The sequence below is a fragment of the Desulfovibrio sp. MES5 genome (assembly GCF_002237645.1).
Lineage (GTDB): Bacteria > Desulfobacterota > Desulfovibrionia > Desulfovibrionales > Desulfovibrionaceae > Desulfovibrio.
Window position 1 is genome coordinate 1 of sequence record NZ_MJUZ01000031.1, and the last position, 23692, is coordinate 23692.

17 protein-coding genes are annotated in these 23692 nt (G+C 60.1%); 11 read left to right on the forward strand and 6 right to left on the reverse strand.

The window, feature by feature from the left end; translation table 11 throughout:
- Positions 1-598: 598 nt before the first annotated feature.
- From BCS36_RS08975 to BCS36_RS08985, 3 genes are all read right to left on the reverse strand, one after another.
- Positions 599-955 carry a hypothetical protein gene (locus BCS36_RS08975; protein ID WP_291302560.1) on the reverse strand — a complete coding sequence of 119 codons (357 nt, stop codon included), beginning with the start codon at positions 953-955 and terminating at the stop codon, positions 599-601.
- A gap of 400 nt (positions 956-1355) precedes the next feature.
- A complete protein-coding gene (gene cydB / locus BCS36_RS08980; protein ID WP_291302561.1) occupies positions 1356-2381 on the reverse strand; it encodes a cytochrome d ubiquinol oxidase subunit II in 1026 nt (341 codons plus the stop codon).
- A gap of 2 nt (positions 2382-2383) precedes the next feature.
- Entirely contained in the window at positions 2384-3700 is a 1317-nt protein-coding gene (locus BCS36_RS08985) for a cytochrome ubiquinol oxidase subunit I (RefSeq protein WP_291302562.1), read from the reverse strand.
- Between the two features lie 241 nt (positions 3701-3941).
- Between BCS36_RS08985 and htpG the strand changes: the two genes are divergently transcribed.
- Complete coding sequence (gene htpG / locus BCS36_RS08990; protein ID WP_291302563.1) at positions 3942-5918, forward strand: molecular chaperone HtpG; 1977 nt, start codon at positions 3942-3944, stop codon at positions 5916-5918.
- 667 nt (positions 5919-6585) lie between these two features.
- On the opposite strand, the gene BCS36_RS08995 is transcribed toward htpG, so the two are convergent.
- Positions 6586-7659 (reverse strand): Xaa-Pro peptidase family protein, encoded by a 1074-nt coding sequence (locus BCS36_RS08995; protein ID WP_291302564.1) that lies wholly within the window; start codon positions 7657-7659, stop codon positions 6586-6588.
- Between the two features lie 485 nt (positions 7660-8144).
- Here BCS36_RS08995 and BCS36_RS09000 point away from each other — a divergent pair, with 485 nt between their 5' ends.
- The 6 genes from BCS36_RS09000 (at position 8145) to BCS36_RS09025 (ending at position 15564) form a co-directional block, all read left to right on the forward strand.
- Complete coding sequence (locus BCS36_RS09000) at positions 8145-8954, forward strand: dihydroorotate dehydrogenase electron transfer subunit (RefSeq protein ID WP_291302565.1); 810 nt, start codon at positions 8145-8147, stop codon at positions 8952-8954.
- 594 nt (positions 8955-9548) lie between these two features.
- Positions 9549-10475, forward strand: a complete 927-nt coding sequence (locus tag BCS36_RS09005) for a dihydroorotate dehydrogenase (RefSeq protein WP_291302566.1) — start codon at positions 9549-9551, stop codon at positions 10473-10475.
- Positions 10476-10478: 3 nt separating this feature from the next.
- A complete protein-coding gene (locus BCS36_RS09010; RefSeq protein ID WP_291302567.1) occupies positions 10479-11609 on the forward strand; it encodes a hypothetical protein in 1131 nt (376 codons plus the stop codon).
- Entirely contained in the window at positions 11606-12769 is a 1164-nt protein-coding gene (locus tag BCS36_RS09015; RefSeq protein WP_291302568.1) for an NAD(P)-dependent oxidoreductase, read from the forward strand. The genes BCS36_RS09010 and BCS36_RS09015 overlap by 4 nt, the downstream gene beginning before the upstream one ends.
- Entirely contained in the window at positions 12766-14754 is a 1989-nt protein-coding gene (locus tag BCS36_RS09020; protein ID WP_291302569.1) for an ABC-F family ATP-binding cassette domain-containing protein, read from the forward strand. Before BCS36_RS09015 ends, BCS36_RS09020 begins: the two co-directional genes overlap by 4 nt.
- 396 nt (positions 14755-15150) lie before the next feature.
- Positions 15151-15564, forward strand: a complete 414-nt coding sequence (locus BCS36_RS09025; RefSeq protein ID WP_291302570.1) for a (deoxy)nucleoside triphosphate pyrophosphohydrolase — start codon at positions 15151-15153, stop codon at positions 15562-15564.
- A 414-nt stretch (positions 15565-15978) separates the two neighbouring features.
- Here BCS36_RS09025 and hemW read toward each other — a convergent pair whose 3' ends face one another.
- Positions 15979-17421 carry a radical SAM family heme chaperone HemW gene (hemW, locus tag BCS36_RS09030; protein ID WP_367209351.1) on the reverse strand — a complete coding sequence of 481 codons (1443 nt, stop codon included), beginning with the start codon at positions 17419-17421 and terminating at the stop codon, positions 15979-15981.
- A gap of 195 nt (positions 17422-17616) precedes the next feature.
- Positions 17617-18213 (reverse strand): flavodoxin family protein, encoded by a 597-nt coding sequence (locus BCS36_RS09035; protein WP_291302571.1) that lies wholly within the window; start codon positions 18211-18213, stop codon positions 17617-17619.
- A 100-nt stretch (positions 18214-18313) separates the two neighbouring features.
- On the opposite strand from BCS36_RS09035, the gene BCS36_RS09040 reads away from it, so the two are divergent.
- The 4 genes from BCS36_RS09040 (at position 18314) to purN (ending at position 23145) form a co-directional block, all read left to right on the forward strand.
- Positions 18314-18733, forward strand: a complete 420-nt coding sequence (locus BCS36_RS09040) for a helix-turn-helix domain-containing protein (protein WP_291302572.1) — start codon at positions 18314-18316, stop codon at positions 18731-18733.
- A gap of 285 nt (positions 18734-19018) precedes the next feature.
- Positions 19019-20524, forward strand: coding sequence for a leucyl aminopeptidase (locus tag BCS36_RS09045; protein ID WP_291302573.1), 1506 nt, complete (start codon positions 19019-19021; stop codon positions 20522-20524).
- A gap of 2 nt (positions 20525-20526) precedes the next feature.
- A complete protein-coding gene (gene cobA, locus BCS36_RS09050; protein ID WP_291302575.1) occupies positions 20527-22047 on the forward strand; it encodes a uroporphyrinogen-III C-methyltransferase in 1521 nt (506 codons plus the stop codon).
- 423 nt (positions 22048-22470) lie between these two features.
- The gene (gene purN / locus BCS36_RS09055; RefSeq protein ID WP_291302574.1) at positions 22471-23145 is read left to right on the forward strand and encodes a phosphoribosylglycinamide formyltransferase; all 675 of its coding nucleotides are present in this window, start codon (positions 22471-22473) and stop codon (positions 23143-23145) included.
- Positions 23146-23692 lie beyond the last annotated feature (547 nt).

Below are 23692 nucleotides of genomic sequence, written 5' to 3' on the forward strand. Positions count from 1 at the left end.
GGGGAGGGACCCTTTTGAAAAAGGGTCCCTCCCCCACGCCCCCACCCCCTAAAACTTTTACTATGGTTAACCATATTGCAAAGTTTTCTCTGATCAGAAACGGGGGATTGCGAAACCCCTTCGAGGCATCACGCCATCACAAAGTTCTCTGTTGGAAGCGCTAAAGCCAAACGCCAAAACCGGGGAAGAACCGTTATGCGATTCTTCCCCGGTTTTTTGTTAATATGTGGGGGTATTGAGCCCGACCAATTAATCGGCTGTGATGTTGAGCCAGCACTCGCCGCGAAGGCCTGCACGCCGCTGGTTCCGGGCGCTACCCCGAAGCGCGCATGGCTGCAACCTTGATAAGGTGTACCCTCAAAGCCGATTTGCGCGGGTCAAACGCCCCTTACTATCGGCCCTGACGCATGATCAACAAGATGCGCGTTTGGGGCGGCCTGCCTGAGGGGCTGCAGGGATTTACGCCGGGACTATATTGGCTCCGCACGCAACAACTGCGACCACGCCTGCGCCTGCACGGCGAGAGCCTGCCTGCGGGGGAACCTTGCACACGGGAGCCAGCACGCGCAGGCTCCGAGCATTTCAGGCCAAAAACGCGCTATATCCAGATGTGCATATGCCGCATCCGCTCGTCGCTCACGCCCATGCGCCGCATGCACATGTCAAAATAGGCCCGCCACGGAAAGTAGCTTGAGTCTCCACGCCATTCGGGGTTCATTGACGTGGCCTCGCGTTTGCACTGCCTGTAGGCTTCAAGATCCTGCTGTTCTTCAAATGTCAGGGGCCGATGTTCGCGTGGCGCGCAAGCGCCAAGGCTGAGCGCAAGGGCAAGGCACAACGCCAATACCGGCCAGAATTGCGCTTTTTTTGCCTTTTCCGCCGCCACGGGGCCGGTTTCATACCCGCGCCGCCATACGCGCATCCCACGCCACAAGGCCATTATTGCTTTCTTCATATTTCCTCCGGCGACACCGCTCCTTACTTATGACTTTTGCATCCGCGTACAATCCCTTATGGAGAGTTAAGTCTGGCGCGGCCGTGAGCAAGGAGCGGCAAACAACCTGTAGGATTGAACCATCAAGACCACAATAAGAGTTTTAGGGGGAGGGGGTGTGGGGGAGGCGACCCTTTTTTAAAAGGGTCCCTCCCCCACAAAACACTTCAAGTCGCCATCGGCGCCCAACCACGTCCCTCCCCCACAAAGCATTCCAACGGGCCTTTCTTTAAACATCACCCACTCTGGCCCTACGCTTCAACCTTCCTCTTTTTCTTTATAATGCACAAGGCCGCGCCCTTTGGGGCGCGGCCTTGTTTTGATCATTGGATGCCGCCTGAGCGGTTTCCTGCACAGCGCCTTAATAGGCGTGGTCGTCGTCCAGGTCCTTGGGCAGCACCGGAGCGGAGAACAGCCGGTACATCCAGAACTGGTACAGAAGCACGATGGGCACCATGACCAGAGCCACAGCAAGCATGATCTTGAGCGTCAGCTGGCTTGAAGCGCCGTTAAAGGCCGTCACGGTGGCGGCAGGATCAATGGAAGAAATGATCATGCCGGGGAACATGCCCACAACGCCGAAGAAGGTGACGCCCAGGATGAACAGCGCGCTGAAGCCCCAGGCGCACCAGAGCTTGCCAGCATTCAGCATGATGCGCGCGCCCACGAGCCCTGCCAGGGCCAGCAAGGGCAGCACCAGCAGAATGGGCATGGCCAGGTAGTTATCAAACAGCTTGGTGTAAAAAGCCGAGAGAATAAGAAAGGCCACCAGCAGCACCAGCATGATGGGCCACATAAAGCTGGCCGTGGCTACCGCGCGGATTTGCAGATCGCCGCGACTCTTGATGGCCAGCCACAGCGAGCCGTGCAGCACGAACATGCAGAGAAAGAACACGCCGCCCGCCAGCCCGTAAACATTAAGCAGGGCAAGCAGGTTGCCGTGGTAGACGCCCTGGGCGTCCACGGGAATCCCCATAAAAAGGTTGGCAAAGGCCACGCCCAGCAGAATGCAGGGCACCAGGTTGGACACAAAATGCACGCAGTCCCACAGGGCACGCCAGGCATCGTGCTCGACCTTGCTGCGGAACTCAAAGGATACCGCCCGGAAGATCAGGGCGAAGAGCAGCATCAACAAAGGCGCGTACAGCGCACTGAACATGACCGCATAGGCCTTGGGAAAAGCCGCGAAGGTCACGCCGCCGGCGGCGATAAGCCACACCTCGTTGCCGTCCCAGAACGGCCCGGCGGCATTGTACATGATGCGGCGCTCAGACTCGTTTTTGCCCAGAAAAGGCAGCAGCGTGCCCATGCCAAGATCAAAGCCGTCCAGTATGAAGTACACGGCCCACAACAATGCCCACAGCACAAACCAGATGGTTTCCAGCATGGCTACACCTCCTGGGCGTCCGGGCCCTTGATGGCAAATTTGCGCAACAGATAGATGTCCAGAATGCCGAGCAGTGTGTACACGCCGATAAAGGCGATCAGAGAGATGAGCACGTTATCGGCCGGGACTGGCGAAACGGCATCCGTTGTACGCATGAGATTATAGACTATCCAGGGCTGACGGCCAATCTCCGTCACGGCCCAGCCCACCATCAGGCCGATGTAGGGCAGCGGAATATTGAGCACAAGCAGCTTGAGCAGCAGACTGTTGGGCACCTCCTTTTTGCGTTGCAAAAAGGCCCAGATGGAGAGCGCCAGGAATATGCCGCCAAGAGCAACCATTGTGCGGAAGGAAAGGAAGGTCGGCAGCACAGGCGGCCTGTCTTCCTTGGCAAAAGCCTTGAGGCCCTTGACTTCGGCATTAACATCGTCAAAGGCGATCCAGCTCAGAAGACCAGGAATGCCGATGGCCTGCACGGTATTGGTTTCATTTTCGGGGTCAGGCCATACCAGCAGGTAGAAGGGCACGTTGGTATGTGTTTCCCAGTGCGCTTCCATAGCCGCCAGCTTGGCGGGCTGATACTTGGCCACGGTCTTGCCCTGCTGGTCGCCAGAAAGAGCCAGCAGCAGCGCGAAAATCAGGGTAAAAGGCGCCACCATCTTGAAGGCGCGGCGGAAAAAGTCGGCATGGCTGCCGCGCAGCAAATGCCAGGAAGAAACGCCAAGCACAAAGAAGCCGCCAAGCACCCACGAAGCAAGTATCGTATGAAAATACATGCCCCAGGCATAGGGGTTGGTGACGACATCATAAAAGCTCGCCAGTTCCGCGCGGTTTGTCGCTTCATTGATGTAGTAGCCCACGGGATTCTGCATGAATCCGTTGGCAAGGATGATCCACAGGGCGGAGATGTTGCCCGCGATGGCAACCAGCCAGATGCTGGTCAGATGCAGCCTCTTGCCTACGCGGTTCCAGCCGAAGTGCCACACCGCAAGAAACGTGGATTCAAGAAAAAAGGCCACCGTGGCCTCAATAGCAAGGAGCGAACCAAAAATGTCGCCCACGTATTCCGAATATCGTGACCAGTTGGTGCCGAACTGGAATTCCAGCGTGATACCGGTCACCACGCCCAGGGTAAAGTTTATGACAAACAGCTTGCCCCAGAATTTGGCCTGTTTTTTCCAGAACTCGTCCCCGGTACGCACATAGCGGGTCTCCATCAGGGCAATGATTACCGAGAGGCCCAGCGTGAGAGGCACGAAAATAAAGTGAAAAAACACGGCCACAGCAAATTGCAGACGCGAAAGCATTACAACGTCCATTAGGCCCTCCTTATATATCCTCTTTGTGCTTACTCTTTTCAGTCATTGAAGGCAAGTGATTATGAATATCGATATCCTCTTATTTCCTTGCATGGCGCTGGTTTAAATAACCTGTCATCATGACGAAAATGCCCTTGCCGCAGGCTGTGGCCCATTTTTTTTCACAACAATGCCGCTTCGGCTCTTGAAAATAATAAAAGCTGCATTACCTGTAAGGATATCACTTTTCAGGAGGTTTGTCATGGCAGAGGCTGGTAAAAAACCCCGCCAATTCCGTGCAGAGGTGCGTAAGGTTTTACACATCCTGACCAACTCTCTGTATACCAATCGTGAGATTTTCTTGCGTGAACTCATTTCCAACGCCTCGGACGCGCTGGACAAGCTGCGCTTTCGCGTCAATCGCGGTGAAAGCCCCAAACTGCCCGACCTGCCGCTGGAAATACGCATAACCCTCGACAAGGACGCCAAAACCCTCACCATAGCCGACACCGGCCTTGGCATGACGGCGGATGAACTGGCCGAAAACCTGGGCACCATAGCCAAATCGGGTTCCGAGCAGTTTCTGGCTGACATCGCGGCTGAAAACGCCGCCAAGGCCAAATCCGGCAACGGGCGCGGCGACGAAACCGATGAAGCCGAAGAAGCCGTGGCGGATGCCGCCAACATTATCGGCCGCTTTGGCGTGGGCTTTTATTCCATCTTTATGGTGGCAAACAAGGTTGCAGTCACTTCGCGCCCGGCTTTTGGCAGTGACGACACGGCCCACACCTGGACCAGCGACGGCCTTGGCACCTACACCGTGGCCAAATCCGACGAGGCCGAACCTGTGCGCGGCACGGTCATCAAGGCCTGGCTCAAGGACGACGCCGTGGAGTTTCTTGAAAAATTCCGCGTTGAGTCGGCCATCCGCAAGCATTCTGCCTTTGTGCCTTTTCCCGTTTTTGTGGACGGCGAGCAGGCCAATACCCAGCCTGCCCTGTGGCGCGAACCCAAGTTTTCCATCACCAAGGAGCAGTACGCGGCCTTTTACAAGGCCCTTACCTACGACAGCGCGGACCCGCTGGACGAACTGCACTTTTCGGTGGACGCCCCCGTGCAGTTCAACGCCCTGCTCTTCATCCCCAACAGCGCCCAGGATTTCTTCGGCTCCGACAGGGACTTCTGGGGGCTTGATCTCTACGCCCGCCGCGTGCTTATCCAGCACCGCAACAAGGAACTGATCCCCGAGTATCTGGCCTTCCTCAAAGGCGTGGTGGATACCGAAGACCTGCCCCTGAACATTTCGCGCGAAACCCTTCAGGAAAACGTGGTTCTGCGCAAAATCAGCCAGGTTATCGTCAAGCAGACCCTCAACCACCTTGAAAAACTTGCCCGTGACGATGCCGAAAAATACAATGCCTTCTGGCAGCTGCACGGCAAGGTCTTCAAGCTGGGCTATCATGATTTTGCCAACCGTGAGCGCGTCACCGCCTTGCTGCGCTTCAACTCCTCCACCCTGGCCGACGCCGAGGCTCTGACCAGCCTTGACGGCTATATGGAACGCGCCCCCGAAGGCCAAAAGACGTTCTGGTTTGTGGCCGCGCCCAACCGCGAGGCCGCCCGCCTGAACCCGCACATGGAGCGCTTCCGCCAGAAGGGCATTGAGGTTCTTTACCTCTTTGAGCCCATTGACGAATTCGTTATGGACGGTCTTGGCCGCTACAAGGAATGGGAATTCAAGTCCGTGGAGGCCGCCTCCGACGACGCCCTCAAAGACTTTGCCGACAAGGCGGAGCCCGCCCGCGAAGCCGCCGTTCCCCTTTCGGACGAGGACTCCACCAGCTTTGAGGCTCTGCTGACCAGAATGAAGGACGTTCTTGGCGACAAGGTTACGGACGTGCGGATTTCGCACCGTCTGGCCGACAGCCCGGCCGTGCTTGTTTCGCCTGACGGCGGCATGTCCTCGTCTATGGAAAAGCTGCTCAAGGTCATGCAAAAGGACGATTCCCTGCCGGTCAAGGTGCTGGAAGTCAACCGCGACCATCCCCTGCTGCGCAGCATGCTGCGCATGTTCAAGGACGACAGGGACGACAGGACTCTGGCCGAAATGACGCAGGGACTCTTTGACGCCAGCCTGCTGCTGGACGGCTACCTCAAGGACCCGCAGGCCCTCGCCGCCCGTACCAACAAGCTGCTTGAAGAAGCTGCCGCGTGGTACACCGAGGTTCGCAAAATATAGGGAAACGCTGATTTATTCCGTTTGGCGTCGTTGCTTCACTTTTTTTGAAACAGTCGAGGACGGAAGAGTCCACTCCTGCTTCAAAAAAGATCGCGCCTTGCCAAACGAAATAACTGCGCGTTTCCAGGAGGCTCTTTAATCAGTGCTTCCATAGAGTAGTTTTACTTTGGAATGCCTTGTGGGGGAGGGATCCTTTTGCAAGAGGGTCCCTCCCCCACGCCCCCACCCCCTAAAACTCTTGTTATGGCCTGGTGGGGTTGAAAGGGTTTTCTGTTTTGAAGCGGGGATGTTGTAAACAGCCTCTTCCAGGCATCCCCCGCTCAAGGTTGCGCCATACGGTTACGCATCATACCCCACACCAAAATACGAAAAGCCGGGATTGCCCCCGGCTTTTCGTATTTTTATGACTCCTGCGACTGCGGCCAATGAACGGCCTGAGCGCAGCCAACTCGGAGATGCGCGCGGGCCTGACGTATATGCCCGCACATGGTCGGGCATACCCATCACCCCCATGGCGCGACCAGACACGGCACCTGGGGGCCTCGCAACACGGGCGTAACTCCCGGCCTGCGCGAGGCTGCGCCTCAATCGCTGCATCTCAACACAGCGCAGCAGCCACAACACCCCGGCAGCATCCCAGAGCAGCGCAGCCCCGTAAAGCACGGGCCTATAAAATCCGCACGCCGTCTTCTTCCACAAGCACGGTGTACTCCCAGCGCACCCCGCCCCATTGGTTGTAGTAGAGGCCCGGCTCCACGGTGACCACCATGCCCGGCTCAAGCACGCCTTCCGAACGCGGCGAAAGGCTGGGGGCCTCGTGGGTTTCAAGTCCCACGCCGTGCCCCAGGCCGTGGGTGAACGCTTCTGCCGTTCCGGCCTTTTCAAACACCGCGCGGGCATGCCCATAGGCGTCACGCATGGGCTGGCCGGGCCGCATGGTTTCAATGGCCGCCGTCTGCGCCTGACGCACAAGATCATAGGTGCGGCGGAACTCGTCCGTGGGATGTTCGCCCACCCAGAAGGTGCGGGTCTGGTCGGAACAATAACTGTCCACGCGGCAGCCCACGTCAATGAGCACAGGGCAGTTGTCCGTGATGACATCCTCGCCGGGTATGGCATGGGGCAGAGCCGCATTTTTTCCCACAGCCACAATGTTGGCAAAAGCCAGCTCCGAAGCCCCGTTTTCACGGAAAAAACGCTCAATAAGCCAGCTGACCTGGGCTTCTGTGCGGCCCGGCTCCAGCTGGCTTTCCACCCATTGCAGCATCTTGTGGTTGAGGCTAAAAGACTTTTCCAGAGCCGCCACTTCGCAAGGCTCCTTGATGCGGCGCAAATGTTCCACAAGACCGTCTGCGGCCTCGCAGTAGAGGCCCGGCCCGGCCTTGCGCAGGTCACGGGCAAAGGCCAGGCTCATGCCCTGCGCCTCCACGCCGATGCGCCCGCCGCAGCGCCGCAGCAATCCGTAAATATCCCGTGCCGCATAGCCTCCGTAAATAAAAATGCGTTCCACATCCCACAGGCGGGCGGCGGCATCCAGATAGCGCGCGTCCGTGGCGAGCCAGTCGCGCCCGTCGGCGGTGATGACCAGTCGACCAGCGCTTTCGTTGTACTGCGGATCGTGCAGTTCAAAACCCGAAAGGTAAAAGCGGTTGGCGGCCTGGCTGACAAGCAGCGCATCCAGACCGCGAGCCCGCATGGCCTGACGCAATTTTTCGCGACGGTTGGCATAAATATGGTTCATGACGGTTCTCCTGCCTTTAGTGTAGCGCGTGTGCGGCGGGCTGAAAAGTTCAAAATGCCGTGCATTGTACGCAGCTTGCGCCAACACGGCAGCGGGAAGGAGTATAAGCGGCAGACCAGGCAGCCGGGGGGGGCGGCCTTCAATGCAGAGCTTTGGCAGCCCCGTGCACGGGCGATCGCCTCTGGCGCGGTCCTGCCGCTCGCGTGCAGGGTGTGGCACAGGATGCGCAACGGATCATTACCTGCCCCGGATGCTTCATCGCCAATATGTCTTGTTTGATTGCAGCCATGATAGCGGCAACTGATAGTTGCCGCCCTGTATATGTTATCCGTCCGGCAGCCCGCCAATGACTCCACAGCGCATCCCCGCAAGCTGCGCTGCAGTTGTGAGCCCATAAAATACACACAAAAAAAGAGTATTTAATTGTCCACTTATTCGGATTCCCCCGGTTGACCACCTGACCAAGTACGCCTATACTTTTTCGCATGTCGCAATCTACTTCATGCGAGCTGAGTGTTCTGGATCTCGTGCCCTTTGGGCAGACCGGCAACGAAAGCCGCTTCTTCGCACTGCGCCTTACCCGCCCTGAATGGACCAAGTGGCGGCCCGGCCAGTTTGTCATGATCCGCCCCCAGTCTTTCGGTCTTGAAATTCCCTGGGCGCGGCCCCTTGGCATATGCCATATGACGGCCCGGCACATGATCTGTTTCTTTCAGGTCGTGGGCAAGGGCACCCGGCGCATGTCCGAACTGCACCCCGGTGAGAAAGTTCGTGTATGGGGCCCCCTTGGCAACGGTTTTGCCATTGAGCCTGACACGCCCACCCTGCTTCTGGCGGGGGGCATGGGCATTGTGCCCTTTGTGGGCTATGTGAGCGAACACCCCAAGCCCTGGAACATCAGTATGCTTTTCGGCCACCGCGAGCCCATAAGCTGCTATCCCGTGGACAGCATCAATGAGCATGTGCCGCTGGACAGCCTGCGTGAAACCGTGCCCGGCGACCTGGACAACTTCATATTTTCCATTCAGGAACGCATGGCCGAGTATGCCGAGCAAAAGGGACTGGTGCTGGCCTGCGGGCCCACGCCCTTTATGCAGACTGTGCAAAAATTTGCCGCCGAACTTGGCGTGCGCTGCCAGCTTTCGCTTGAAAACCGCATGGCCTGCGGCGTGGGCGCCTGCCTTGGCTGCGTGAGCAAAACCACGGAAAACTGGCCAGTGCCCGACAAACGCGGCGGTCAGGTGCAGGTGTGCAACCACGGCCCTGTGTTCTGGTCGGATCAGATTGAGTTGTAATACAGCGTTATGCCAGCACGCCCCGTCTGACGGCGAGGCGTGTTTGCCATGCTGACTTGGCGTTGCGGCCTGTCCATCATAGCGTCATAGCGCCACGCGACCATATAAGAACCGCACGGTCGGCAGGCCTTGCGCGGCCACGCAGCAAGGGTTTACTGCTTGGGCTTTGCCGCACGGCTTCACAGCACGGTTTTGCTTCGTGGAATTGCTCTGCGGGCTTTACAAAAATTCGCGCAGAGCCGATAACCAACATCGCTACGCGCCTGCTCCGCCCTTTATGGGCCTTGGCAGTTACTGAAAACCTGCTCTTTGACCCGCAAGACAGGCTGCGCCTAAAGCGCGCTTTTCGTGTTGCCGTCAAGGCAAAGCCTTACGAGGCAGCAAGGCAAGCGCGACCGCACGCCTGAAAGCCGGGGCAAAACCGGCACTGTACGGCCTGCCGCCCGGCGGAGCAGCGCCGCCCACTGGTTGCGGCAGCGGCAGAAAGCAAACAACGCCCGTGAAGGCTCACCCGAGACGGGCATACAACCCCTCACCGCCCCCGCGCAAAGCTTTGCGCTAAGGCGGGTCTGCGCGGTTACTGGAGAACGCGGCATGGATCTTTCCGTCACACTGAACGGCCAGACGCACGATCTGTCCCTCAAAAATCCCATACTTACGGCCTCGGGAACCTTCGGCTACGGGCTGGAGTTCGCCACCTACGGCGACCTTGCCAGCCTTGGCGGCATGGTGGTCAAGGGGCTTTCCCTCCAGGCCCGTGAAGGCAACCCCACCCCCCGCATTGTGGAAACCACGGCGGGCATGCTCAATGCCGTGGGTTTGCAGAATGACGGAGTCGATGTCTTCTGCTCGCAAAAGCTCCCTGCGCTCCCCTGGCAGGAAACGCCGGTTATCGCCAATATTTATGCTAGCTCTGTCGAAGACTTCGGCCTGCTGGCCGCCCGCCTCAATGATGAGGAAGGCGTGGCCGCGCTTGAGGTCAACGTGTCCTGCCCCAATGTCCGCGAAGGCGGCATAGCCTTTGGCCAGGATCCCCGGATGCTGGCGCAGGTGACGTCCGCCGTGCGCAACGCCGCGCCCGACAAGCACGTCATGGTCAAGCTTTCTCCCAATGTCACCGACATCGCCGTCATGGCCCGCGCTGCGGAAGAAGCCGGTGCAGACAGCATATCCTGCATCAATACGCTTCTCGGCATGGCCGTTGACCTGCAACGACGCCGTCCGTCCCTGGCCAACGTGGTCGGCGGCCTTTCCGGCCCTGCCATCAAGCCCGTGGCCCTGCGCTGCGTATGGCAGGTCGCCCGCGCGGTAAAGATTCCCGTGGTGGGCGTGGGGGGCATCTCGTGCGTTGAAGACGCGCTGGAATTCATCCTGGTGGGCGCACACGCCGTTCAGGTGGGCACCGCCAGCTTCATGCGGCCGGACTGCGCCTTTGACATGGTCAAAGAGCTTCCCGCCGCCTGCGAACGCCTGGGCGTTTCTTCGCTGAACGAGCTGCGCGGCAGCCTGCAACTGGGCTGATATATGGCGCTTACCATCACCGCCGTCCGCTCTGAAGCGGAGTTTGCCCAGTTTCTTGATCTGCCCTGGGGCATCTACGCCCAAAGCCCTTTGTGGACGCCACCCATCAAAAGCCAGGAGCGCGAACTGCTCACCCCCGGCCAGCATCCCTTTTGGGAAACGGCCCGTCGTGAGCTTTTTCTCGCTGCGCGCGAGGGGCGTCTTGTGGGCCGCATTGCCGCCATTGTTGATGAAAAATACAATGCCTACGCGGGCGAAACCTGCGGAGGCTTTGGCTTTTTTGAGTGCGAAGACGATAAGGAAGCCGCCCATGCCCTGCTTGAAGCCGCCAGAGACTGGCTGGCCGCGCAGGGCATGACCTTTATGCGCGGGCCGCTGAACCCATCCACAAATTACACCTGCGGGCTGCTGGTGGACGGCTTTGAGCTTGCGCCCACCATCATGATGCCCTGGAACCCGCCGTACTACCCCGTACTGCTGGAAAGCTGGCATTTGCGCAAAGAACAGGATCTCTTCGCCTATCTTCTTGAAAGAAGCCGCTTCAATCCGCCGGAATGGCTCCATGACGAAGTGGCCCGCCTCAAGTCCGAGGCCCACTTCACCTGCCGCACTTCCAGCAAGGCCACCCTGACGCAAGACATCCGCGACATGCTGGCCCTGTACAAGGATTCGTGGGCAGACAACTGGGGATTCTCCCCCCTTTCGGACGGCGAGGCCGAGCAGCACGTCAAGGAACTGAAAAGCGTGCTGGATCCGGAATTTTTCGTTCTCTTTTACCACAACGGCGAACCGGCCGCCGGCATGGTGGCCCTGCCCGACATGGCCCCCCTGCTCCGGCGGCTCAACGGCAAGCTCGGCCTGTCCGCCCTGTGGCACTGGTGGCGTGCGCGGGCCGAGATACGCGGCGGCTACCGCACCATTCTTTTCGGCATCCGCGAGGAGTTCAGGCTCATGGGTCTGCCCCTGCTGCTGCTGGACTTCATGCTGGAAAAAGCCCGGCTGCGGCCGGATTTTCAGTGGGTGGAAGGCTCGTGGGTGCTTGAGGACAACGTGGCCATCAACGACCTTCTTGAAGATTTTTCGGGCCGCCTCACCAAACGCTACCGCATCTACCGCAGGGAGATTGAGGCATGATCACGGCGGGCTGCGATGCAGGCACGGAGCAGACTGGCCCTGCGTGCCGCGAAGGCTCATGCGGGGCGGATTCCGCCGCCACCCGGCATCTTGAGAACGTGCGGGTGCTGCTTACGGGCGGCACGGGTTTTGTGGGCCGCCACCTGCTGCCGCAGCTGTTGCGGGCAGGGGCGCGCGTCACCTGTCTCACGCGGGCAAGCTCGCACACGGCGGGCCTGCCTGAAGGCGTGGCCGTGGCCCAGGCCGATCTTGGCTCCGGGCGCGGCCTGACCGAGGCCCTTGAGGGGCAGGATGTGGTCATCCATATGGCCGCCCTTCTTTTCGGGCTGGGCTGGCAGGACTATCTGCGCGCCAACGCCCGCGCCGCCGCCTGTCTGGCCGAGGCCATCCGTCAGGCTGACGGCAGCGCCGCAAAACGCGGCCAGCCGGGCATACAAAGACTGGTGCTGGTATCCAGCCAGGCGGCCACTGGCCCCTGCGGCACGGCCCCCGGCGTTAACGACGATGCCGTGCCCGCGCCCGTATCGGCCTATGGCTGGTCAAAAACGCTCACAGAACAGATTCTGGGCCGCGCCCTTGGCGATCGCATGGTCACCTTGCGCCCGCCCATCATCTATGGATCGGGCGACAAGGGCCTTCTGCCCGTCTTCAAGGGGGTTATGCGCGGCGTGGCCGTGAGCCCCGGCTTTGGACGGGAATTTCCCGTCAGCGCCATACACGCGCGCGACATGGGCCAGGCCGTCATCTGCGCCTGCAGGCCCGACGCACAGGGCGTCTACCACCTTAATGACGGGCAGGCGCACAATATGAGCGATTTTTGCCGCGTCATGGGGCAGGCCGTAGACAAGGCGCTGCACCGCCCCCCGCGCGCGGTGCATGTCATCCACATGCCCCTGCCCATTATGGCGCTTACGGCAGGGCTTTCATCCGCCTTCGGCATTGTTGCCGACGCCCTGCTGGGCAGGCTGCCCGCCTCTTTCGGAGGCCGCCTGCGTCGCGCCCCCAACTGGAATCTGGACAAATACCGCGAAGCCCGGCAAGCTGGCTGGCTGAGCGATGGCAGCCGTATTCGGCGCGAACTTGGCTTCACGCCCTGCATGAGCCTTGAGGCTGGCATGGCTGAAGCTGTGGAAGGCTACCGCCGTGAGGGCTGGTTGTGAAAATAACGATTCAGGAACTTTCAAAATCATTTGGCGGAAGGGACATCTTCAGCAATTTTTCGCTGGAGGTGGATTCCGGCGTGCGCCTGTGCGTCTGTGGCCCCAACGGTACGGGCAAATCCACATTTTTGCGGCTGCTGGCCGGGGTGGAGTCCGCTGACGGCGGGCGCGTCATTTTGCCGCGCGGCTGCCGCATGGGCTATGTGGAGCAGGAGCTTTCAGAAGAGGCTCTCAATACGCCTCTGCTCACCTACGTTCTGGACGTGCTGCACGACTGGAGCGACTTCTGGACGCAATGGGAAGAAGCCGCCGCAGACAAGGACGAATCCCGCCTTACCGAACTTATGCACCGCCAGAGCGAGCTTGAATCGCTCTACGGGTACAATCCCGAGCACAGGGCCAAGGCCGTGCTTTCGGGTCTGGGATTTGCGGAGCACAAGTGGGGACGCACCCTGCGCGAACTTTCCGGCGGCTGGCGCGAACGCGCCAAGCTTGCCCGCGTGCTCACCGCAGGGGCGGACGTGCTTTTGCTGGACGAACCCACCAACCACCTGGACATGGAAGCCGTCGAGTGGCTGGAGTCCTTTTTGCTGGACTTCAAGGGCGCGCTGGTCTTCGTGGCCCACGACCGCCGTTTTATGGACACCGTGGGCACGCACGTGCTCTATCTGGGCCTCTCCCGGCCCGTGTTCCGCAAAGCCACCTACACCCAGTTTCTGACCCTTCAGGACGAGTACAACGCCCAGCGCGAGCGCGAGGCCCGCGCCCTCAGGGAAGACCTTGATAAAAAAATGGCCTTTGTGGAGCGCTTTCGCGCCAAGGCCACCAAGGCCCGTCAGGCTGGCTCACGTCAGAAAATGGCGAAAAAGCTTGAAAAAGAGCTTGAAGACTACAGGCCGGAACCCAAGCGCAAAGAGCTGAACTTCTCCTGGCCTGAAGCGCCGCACTCTGAAAAAATCGTTCTGGCGGCCGCTGATCTGGATTTTCATTTCGGCGACGGCAAAGTCATGTGGCCGCCCCTGACCTTTACCCTGTACCGTGGGCAGCGTGTGGCCCTGGTGGGGCACAACGGCTGCGGCAAGTCCACGCTGCTCAAGCTGCTGGCTGGCACGCTGGAACGCTGCGGCGGCAATCTGGCCACGGCCACGCAACTGCGCATGGGCTACTATACTCAGCACCAGATGGAGACCCTGCGCGACGACACCACCGTGCTCAGCGAAATACGCCGCCTGTCCGACCCGCGCACCACGGAAGAAGAGCTCATGAGCGTGCTCGGCCTCTTTCTTCTGGGGCAGGATTATTTTGACAGGCAGGTGGGCGCGCTCTCCGGCGGCGAAAAAAGCCGCCTTGTGCTGGCGAGCCTGTTTCTGAAGCGCTGCAACTTCCTGCTGCTGGACGAACCCACCAACCATCTGGACCTTGAAAGCCGTGAGGCGTTGGTGTCGGCCCTGCAAAAGTTCACGGGAACCCTGCTCATGGTCGCCCACGACCGCTGGCTGCTTTCGCAGGTGGGCGCGGAGGCCTGGGAGCTAGACAAAAAGGGCATTACAGTGTTTCCCGACTTTGTCGCCTATGATGCGGAACGCCGCGCGCGCAACGCTGCGGCGGGCGCAGGCGGCGGCCAGGGCGCGCAGGCGCAGGAAGCCGGATCAGCGGGCGACGCTGGCCAGGGCCTTTCGCGTGAAGAGCAAAAGCGCCTCAAGCGCGAACAGGCCGAAAGGCGCAATGCCCTGCACAAGGAACTCAAGCCCCTGCAAAGCAAGTACGACGCTATGGAAAAAGAACTGGCCAAGGTGCTGGACGAGCAGGGAACGGTTGAGGCGCAACTGGCTGATCCTGAAGTTTATGCCGACCACGCGCGCTCCTCGGAACTGCTGAAAACGTTTGAGGCTTGCAAAAAGCGCGGCGAAGACCTTTTTGAAGAAATGACAGCTCTTGAGGAGCGCATGGACGCCGTGCGCGGCCGGTGGAATACGGAAGACTAGCCATGGCCGGGGGAGCGGCATTTTTGCTGCGGGCCATGACAAGACTGCTTCGTACACCAGCGTGTGCGTTTTCGGAAAACCAACGGATCGAACCTGCCCCTGCTGCATAACCAGCAGGCATGGCGGCAGGTTTCAAATCGCACGCTCTGAAAAAGGCCTGGAGCAGACCAGCGTTGAGAATGCGCATTCTCAAGGTTTTTTGACACGCCCGCTTCAGTGCTTACTATCAAAAGCTCACAACGCCTTCACGGCGGCGTTGCGCACGTATCGCCAGAGCAGTTTCAACGTGAAATGGCTCTGACGGGCGGGCCAGGACGCCGCAATACCCGTGGGCATGCCACAGCATGGCAGACCTGCGGCGCGATTTCTCAAGGGATTCAAAGGAAAAGACCGGGGATGGATTACACGCAAACTATTGATGTAGCGGCGGGCATAATATGGCGCGGCGGGCTTTTTCTTGCCGCCCAACGGCCCACCAACAAGATAATGGAAGGCTACTGGGAATTTCCCGGCGGCAAGCTTGAAGGCAACGAAAGCCCGGAAGAAGCGCTTAAACGCGAACTGGCTGAAGAACTGGGCATCGGCGTACGCGAGGCCAGCTACTGGCAGTGTGTTGAGCACCATTATACGGAGCGCAAGCTCATCGTGCGCCTGTATTTTTTCCACGTTACCGACTTTGCGGGCGAACCCTGCCCCGTAGAAGGGCAGAATCTGCGCTGGGTCAGCCCGGACGAGGCCCCAACTCTGGGCTTTTTGCCTGCCGACGCGGGCGTGCTTGAACAGCTTCTGGCCCGAAGCACATTCCGCTAAAGCTTTTTCACGCTGCAACGCTTTGCAATAAGGAACCTTGGCAACAGGGGTTTCCGCCCCCACGCCTCTCCTCAAAATATTTACTTATATTTCAGAATATTACTGAGGACTTCCTGACCAGAAGGGATTCGCAAAAGCATCGCTTTCCAGAAAGAAGCTCAAGGCAGCTGCTGCCCAAAGGTTCTGTCACGCGCACAAGGCTTCCGTGGGCGCGACGCGGTCCTCTAGTCTCAAGCCTCGCCCCCCTCTTGCCTGCGTCGTCATGCATTGCACAGCATATGCCCGTCGCCATGCGGCAGCCGCCATACGGTCTCTTGCCGCATCCTTTGGACGCCAGGGCACCCGCCTCGGGTTTGGGCATCACCCTCAGACTTGGCCATCACGCCTCAGCCCTTGACCATCAGAAATTGAGCATCAGGCCTTGGGCCACTGCACCACGCGTATCTCCGGCCTGTTGCGGGCCGCGTTTCTTTTGTGGCCCAGCGGCCCGGCGGGAATCACAACATCCTGCGTGACCGCGTCAGCCGCGCCTTCCGCCCCTGACGCCACTGCCATGCCTGCCGTAAGGTCGCCCAACTGCCCGGCCACCTGGCCGACGGCCCTTTCCGCCAGTACGGCCTCGCCAAGACTGCCCGCGCCAGTGCCGACGGCGGGCTTCACGTCGGGTCGTGCTCCGGGGGCCAACCCCTGCTTGAGAACTTCACGCGTGCGCGCGAACAGATTGCTCAAAATGGAGTTGGACACCAGCATGCCGCTGCGCGTCAGCCGCAAATAGCCGTTACGTATGCGTATGAGTCCGTTTTCATGCAGGGCCTGTACAAGGCGCTGGTGGTCGCGCACAAAGTCCCGCCCGGTCATCTCCCGGTAGGCCTTGACCTGCAGCCCGCGTGACGTGCGCAGCCGCAGCATGAGCAGTTCAAGCACGCGCGTTTGCGGATCAAGCACCTCCACTTCCTGCCCGAGGCTTCCGTCGCGGGCGCGCATGTCCCAGGCTCTCTGGCTTGCGGGGTTGGTCCAGCGCTGCCCGGCTATGGTCGATGTGGCGGAAGGCCCGAGGCCCAGATAGTCCTCGCCTTCCCAATAGCCCATATTGTGACGGCACTGAAAGCCCATTCGGGCGAAATTTGAAATCTCGTAGTGCAGGTAGCCGTGCTGTTCCAGCAGGGCCGCCCCTTCCATAAACATGATGTTCTGGTCGCGCTCCGGTGGCAATATCAGCCGGCCTTCATCCACATCCAGTTCCAGAGGCGTGCCCGGCTCTACGGTCAGGCCATAGGCCGATATGTGGTCCGGGCTCATGCGCATGACATCCTTGAGGGTTTGCAGCCACTGCCGCACGCTCTGCCCCGGCAGGCCCCACATGAGATCCACGTTGATGTTGGCGCAGCCAGCCTCCCGCGCCAGAAAGGCCGCGTGCAGACTGTCCTGGGCCTTGTGCGGACGCCCCAGCATGCGCAGCATGCTGTCGTCAAGACTCTGAATGCCGATGGAAAGACGGTTGATGCCCGCCTCAAGATACTGGGTCACACGGTGCCCGCCCCGCAATGATTCGGGGTTGGCCTCAAGCGTCACTTCGGCCTTGTGCGCCAGTTTGAAATAACGGCCAAGGCGTTCCATAATATGCCCGATAACGCGCGGCGGCAGCAGGCTTGGCGTGCCGCCCCCGAAAAATACCGACTGCACGGTGCTGCCGCCCAGGCGATCGCCCCAGTGGGCCATCTCCATAAACAGGGTGTCCACATAGTCGCGCACCACAGGGGACGACACAGGATCCACCCCGCGTCCAAGGGGGTTGGAAAAAAAGGCGCAGTAGCGGCAGCGCGTGCTGCAAAAAGGAACGTGGATATATACGAGCATGGTTCTTCCAGTGACAAAAAAATGGCGCGGTCAATGCGGCGGCACTCACCTGCGCAATAACTGCAAAGATTATGCCCCACCATGCCCGCACCGCCCGCGCATGGCAAGACCAGCCTTGCCGCAGGAGCGCTGACAAGACTGGTCTTCGGGCAGCCCGGCCTGACCGGCGCGGGCTACGTTCACATCACGAGGGCGCTATGCCGGAAAACTCGCCATGTGCGGCGCTGTCGCCTCGCCAAGCCAGGCTATGGTGCGCCCAAGGTGGCGCATATTTTCCATGGCGAGGCTGTCGCCAAGAACGTCTTTTTCATTGCTGCCATAGCCCATATTCCAGAAACTCGACCCCGGCACGAGCATGCGCGACATGAGGAACAGGTGGTTGATGCTGTCAAAGGCGTGCGTTGCTCCGCCACGGCCTACGGCCACCACGGCGGCCCCTATCTTGCCCTGAAACAGGCCGTCGTTGACAAAGGCCACATATCCTGCGCGATCGACCAGCGCCTTCATCTCCGCGCTCATGTCCGCGAAATAGCAGGGCGTGCCCAGAATAATGGCGTCCGCCGCGAGCATTTTTTCCAGAACGCCGTTGAGGATGTCGTTGTCAAACACACATCGTTTATTCTTCATTTCCGCGCATTTCAGGCAGCCCCGGCAGCCTTGGATCTTTTTGCCGCCAATCTGCACAAGTTCGGTTTCCCAACCTGAATCTATCAGCGGCGAAAGAACTTTTTCCAGCAAAGCCGCCGTATTTCCATTTTTTCTCGGACTTCCATTAAGTGCCAGTGCTTTCATAGTATTACTCCTTGCGAATCGGATCGTGCCCGGATACTATCCTTTTCATGCAATTTTGTAAGTACTGACAAAAAAATCATGTACTAACAAAAAATATAGTATGAATGCTTTTTCCAAGCCGGAGTTGCCCATGCCTGACGCCTGCGAAACCAAAACACTGGGGAACAAGCCGTACCGTTGCGGCTTTGAACTCACTCTTGACCTTATTGGCGGCAAATGGAAGCTCCTTATCATATATTTTCTGGCGGAACGTCCTGTCCTGCGCTTTGGCGAGCTGCGCCGCTGCCTGCCCGAGGTCAGCGAACGCATGCTGGTCAAGCAGCTCCGTGAACTTGAGCGGGACGGCATCATTCACAGAGAAGCCTATGGAACTGTGCCGCCGCGTGTGGAATACTCGCTGACAACAATCGGCGTATCGCTCATTCCCATCATGCGCGCCCTGCGCGCCTGGGGCGACGGTTACGATGAAAAATTACGGGACCTGACGGAAAACCCGGTAAAAAGCGCCCCCGCGCCGTAAGTTTGGCATGGCGGCACCGCCCCGGCGCGTTGCGGCCCCGCGAGTGTCTTTGCGGCCTTGCCAGCCTTCGCGTCACCCCCTGCGCGCCGCGTCCCCGGCGCATGACTTTTGTACCGGCAAACGGCGCTGCCGCAACCACAGCGGCGCGGCAAAGCCTGTTGTCCTGCGCCCTTGGCAAAAGGGCCGGGGCAGCGTATATTCCCAACCCGGACAGGCCGCCGCGCTCAGCGCCAGAAGCCTGCCTACCACCGCATGCGTGCGGCACATATGAGGAGAACGCAGCCCATGGATATACGTTTTCAGAATCTTGGCCCGGAACACTGGAAGGGCGAGGTCATGCTGGCCCCTGTCTGCCAGGATGAAGTCCTGACGGAAGTCTGCCCCCAGATTGACAAGGCCGCGCCCTGGCTGACCATCGCGCCCGCCCTGCGCGACTTCAAGGGCAAGACCGGCGAGCTTGCCCTCATGCACGGGCACCCTGAACTTTCCGTGCCGCGCGTGCTGGCCGTGGGCCTTGGCCCCAGAGAAAAGGTGGACACCGCAGGCATACGCAAGGCCATTGCCGCTGCCGTGCAGCTGTGCCGCCAGAAGGGCTATACCTCCATACTGCTGCCCGAACCGGCCCTCGCCCGCCTGCCCGGCGGCCGCGAACGCCTGGTGGAAGAATGCGTGTGCGCTGCCGAGCTGGCCCTGTACCGTTTTTCGGCGCTGAAAAAGGCCGACAAGGACGAGCCCGCTGATCCGCAGTGGCTGGCCCTCGGCTTTGATGGCGAAGAAGTGCCCGACGCCTCCCACGCCGCCGCCCGCCGTGGTGAAAACGCGGCCTGGGCCGTGGGCATGGCCCGCGATCTGTCCAGCACCCCGCCCAACCTGCTCTATCCTGAAAAACTGGCCGAGCGCGCCCAGGAACTGGCCCGCCAGAAGGGCTTTACCTGCACCGTGCTTGACGAGCATGCCCTTGAAAAAGAAGGCATGGGCTGCCTGATGGCCGTGGGCCAGGGTTCGGGCCGTCCGCCCCGCCTCGTCATCATTGAATACGCCCCCAAGGGCCACGAGCAGGACAAGCCCCTTATCCTCGTGGGCAAGGGCATCACTTTTGACACGGGCGGCATCAGCCTCAAGCCCGCAGCCAACATGCACCAGATGAAGGCCGACATGACGGGAGCCGCCACCGTGCTGGCCGCCGTGGCCGCGCTGGCGCAGGAAGATGCCCCCCGCCGGGTCATCGGCCTTCTGGCCTGCGCCGAAAACATGCCCGGAGGCCGCGCCATGCGCCCCGGCGATGTTGTGCGGGCCGCCAACGGCGATACCGTTGAAATCCAGAATACCGACGCCGAAGGCCGCCTTGCCCTGTGCGACGCCCTGGCCTACGCCCAGAAAACCTGGACCCCTGCCGCCATGGTGGACATAGCCACCCTTACCGGCGCTTGCGCTGTGGCCCTGGGCACACAGGTGGCCGGGCTCTTCAGCGATGATGAAGACCTCAGTGAGCGCATCCGCGCCGCCGGGGGCGCATGCGGCGAAGAATTCTGGCCCCTGCCCCTGTGGAAGCCCTACGCGGAACAACTGAAAAGCGACGTGGCCGACATCTGCCACATGGGCCCGCGCGAAGGCGGAGCCATCAACGCCGCGCTCTTTTTGCAGCACTTCATTAATGAAGGGGTACGCTGGGCGCATCTGGACATTGCCGGGGTTGACTGGGCCGCCAAGCCCACGCCCCTGTGCCCCGCCGGGCCTTCGGCCTTTGGCGCGCGCACGCTGCTTGAACTGGCCAGAGGAGGCGTTCAGTAATGATGAAGGTGTATCTGATCGGTGCAGGCCCCGGCGACCCCGGCCTGCTTACCCTCAAGGGGCGTGACGCTCTGGCTGCCGCTGATGTTGTGGTATACGACGCTCTGGCCAATGACAGCCTGCTCAACCACGCCAGCCCCCATGCGGAAAAAATCTATGTGGGCAAGGTGGCGGGCAACCACGCCCTGCCTCAGGACGAAATAAACGCCCTGCTGGTGCGCAAGGCCAAGGAAGGCAAGATCGTGGCCCGCCTGAAAGGCGGCGACCCTTACATATTCGGGCGCGGCGGCGAAGAGGCCGAAGAGCTTGTGGCCGCCGGAGTGCCCTTTGAAGAAGTGCCCGGCATCAGCAGCACCATCGCGGCTCCGGCATATGCGGGCATTCCGCTGACCCACCGCGATTTTGCGTCTTCCGTGACCATCATAACCGGCCACGAAAACCCGGACAAGCCTGGCTCCGTCCACAATTGGCCCGCCCTGGCGGCCAGCGCCTCCACTCTGGTTTTTGTCATGGGCATGAAAAACCTGCCCGACATCGCCCGCAATCTTCTAGACGCGGGCATGGCGCCGGACACTCCGGCCGCCCTCATCTATCGCGGCACAACGCCCCGCCAGCGCAGCCTCGTATCCACTCTGGCCGAACTGCCCGCCGCCGCCATTGAAGCCAAATTCACCAATCCTTCGGTGATTCTGGTGGGCAAGGTGGCGAGCCTGCACAAGACCCTCAACTGGTTTGAGCAAAAGCCCCTCATGGGCCGCAGCGTCGTGGTCACCCGCGCCCGCGAGCAGGCCAGCGGCCTTGCGGCCAGCCTGACGGAACTGGGGGCCGAGGTCATCCAGTGCCCCACCATTGAAATCAGCCCCATGGCCGACTACGCGGAACTGGACGCAGCCCTCGCAAAACTGGCCGACTACCAGTGGGTCATCTTCACCTCGGTCAACGGCGTGCGCCACTTCTGGCAGCGTCTGGCCGCGGCGGGCAAGGACAGCCGGGCCCTGGCCACCTGCAAGGTGGCAGCCATTGGCCCCGCCACCGCCGATGCCCTGACCCAGCGCGGCATTGCGCCCGACTTCATCCCCGAGCGCTATGTGGCCGAAGGCGTGCTTGACGGCCTTGTGGCCCGCGAAAACGGCAACGTGCGCGGCAAGCGCTTTCTTTTGCCCCGCGCCGCCAAGGCCCGCGAAGTGCTGCCCGACGAACTGCGCAAAGCCGGAGCCGTGGTGGACGTTATCTCCGCCTACCAGACCGTGCCTGCCGCCCACCGGAAGGACGAGGTGCTGGAACGCATCACGGCCGGTACGCTGGACTGCGTGACCTTTGGCTCTTCGTCCACGGTGGAGAATTTTCTCTCCCTTATCCCGGCGGACGTGCTTAAGGCCCACCCCGAAGTGCAGCTTGCCGCCATCGGCCCCATTACGGCTGACACGCTGACGGCCAACGGCCTGCCCTGCCACATCCAGCCTGCGGAATACACCATTCCCGCTCTGGTTGCGGCGCTGAAGGCACATTTCGCCAAGGCCTGAGCCGCGTCCGGACTGGCTTTGATGTAGGGGAAAGTACTTTGTGGGGGAGGGACCCTCTTTGGACCAGATTACCTTTGAAATGTTTTACATTTCAAAGGTGTCATTCTGCCGGAAATGCGATTTTCGGCAGAATCCACGCCACGTTGTGGCGCGCTGCACTCTCGTGCAGCGTTAGAGCATTTAACCTTTAAAAAAGGTTAAATGCTCTAAAAAAGGGTCCCTCCCCCACACCCCCACCCCCTAAAACTTTTACCTTGTTTCAGCATGCTGTGGGGAGCCTCCCGAACCCAAGCGAGTTAAGTCAGGGTTCACAAAGCCAGCGGACCCGCATAAAAAAGCTCTAAGAAAACGCCGCCAAACGAAGCAACTGCGCGTTTCCAAGAGGCTCTTTAATCAGTGCTTTCTTAATAAAACGGAAAACCCATGCCACTGAATATCGCCATACTTGCCTCAGGCAGCGGCTCCAACGCCCAGGCCATGATCGACAAAGCAGCCGCGGGCGTTCTTGACGTGAACATCTGCTGCATCGTCTGTAACCGCCCCGGCGCGGGCGTCATAGAGCGGGCGCGCAAGGCTGGCGTCACATGCGTAGTGCTGGACCACAAGGAATTTGCCGACCGCGAGAGTTTTGATCTCGCCGTGGTGCAGACCCTTCAGGATCACGGCGCGCAGCTTATTGTGCTGGCCGGGTACATGCGCATATTGAGCACGGCCTTTCTGGAGGCTTTTTCAGGCCGCGTCATCAATATCCACCCCGCCCTGCTGCCCAGCTTTCCCGGCGTACACGGCGGCGCGGACGCCTGTGAATACGGCGTCAAGATATCCGGCTGCACCGTGCATTTTGTGGAAGAAAAGATGGACAGCGGCCCGGTCATCATTCAGGCCGCCGTGCCTGTGAACCCCGGCGAAGAGGTGGACGACCTCATGCAGCGCATCCACGCCATGGAACACCGCATCTACCCACAGGCCATCCAATGGTTCGCCCAGAACCGCATCAGCGTGTGGGGCCGTGAAGTGCATGTGGCCCCCGGCACGGCCAGCACCGTGACGCCCGACGGGCCGTGGCTGGTGTGGCCGCCGCTGGAACAAGGATTTTAGCGCTTTTTTATGTTGGGAGTTGGGCTATTTTGTGGGGGAAGGACCCTTTTGCAAAAGGGTCTTCTTCCCCACACCCTCTCCCCCTAGACAGTGTCCTCACGAGCGCCTTTCCAGTTATTTCCGCGTCGAGCTTCGCCTTTTATTCCGGTCGAGTGCCATCAGAGTACACTCCCTGCATAGAAGGCTCGCTCTCCTTGATATAACTGAAAATTCATCTCGTGACGGCACTGTCGAAACTTTTATCGCTATTCCTGCATGATGTAGACACGGTTCATACGGGTTACGCATGATTTGCCATTGAAACAACAAGGGCACACGTCGCTTCATAGAACAAAAGGCTCCCCGGCATTGCCGGGGAGCCTTTTTGTCTATGTTTCTTTTAGAGCATTTTCGCATTGAGAATATCCATTCTCAATGCTTCCAAGACGCCCGCTTCAGGCCAAAAACCTTTTTCAACTCTACCGAACTATAATAAGAGTTTTAGGGGGAGGGGGTGTGGGGGAGGAGACCCTTTTGCAAAAGGGTCGCTCCCCGACCACGCACTGGA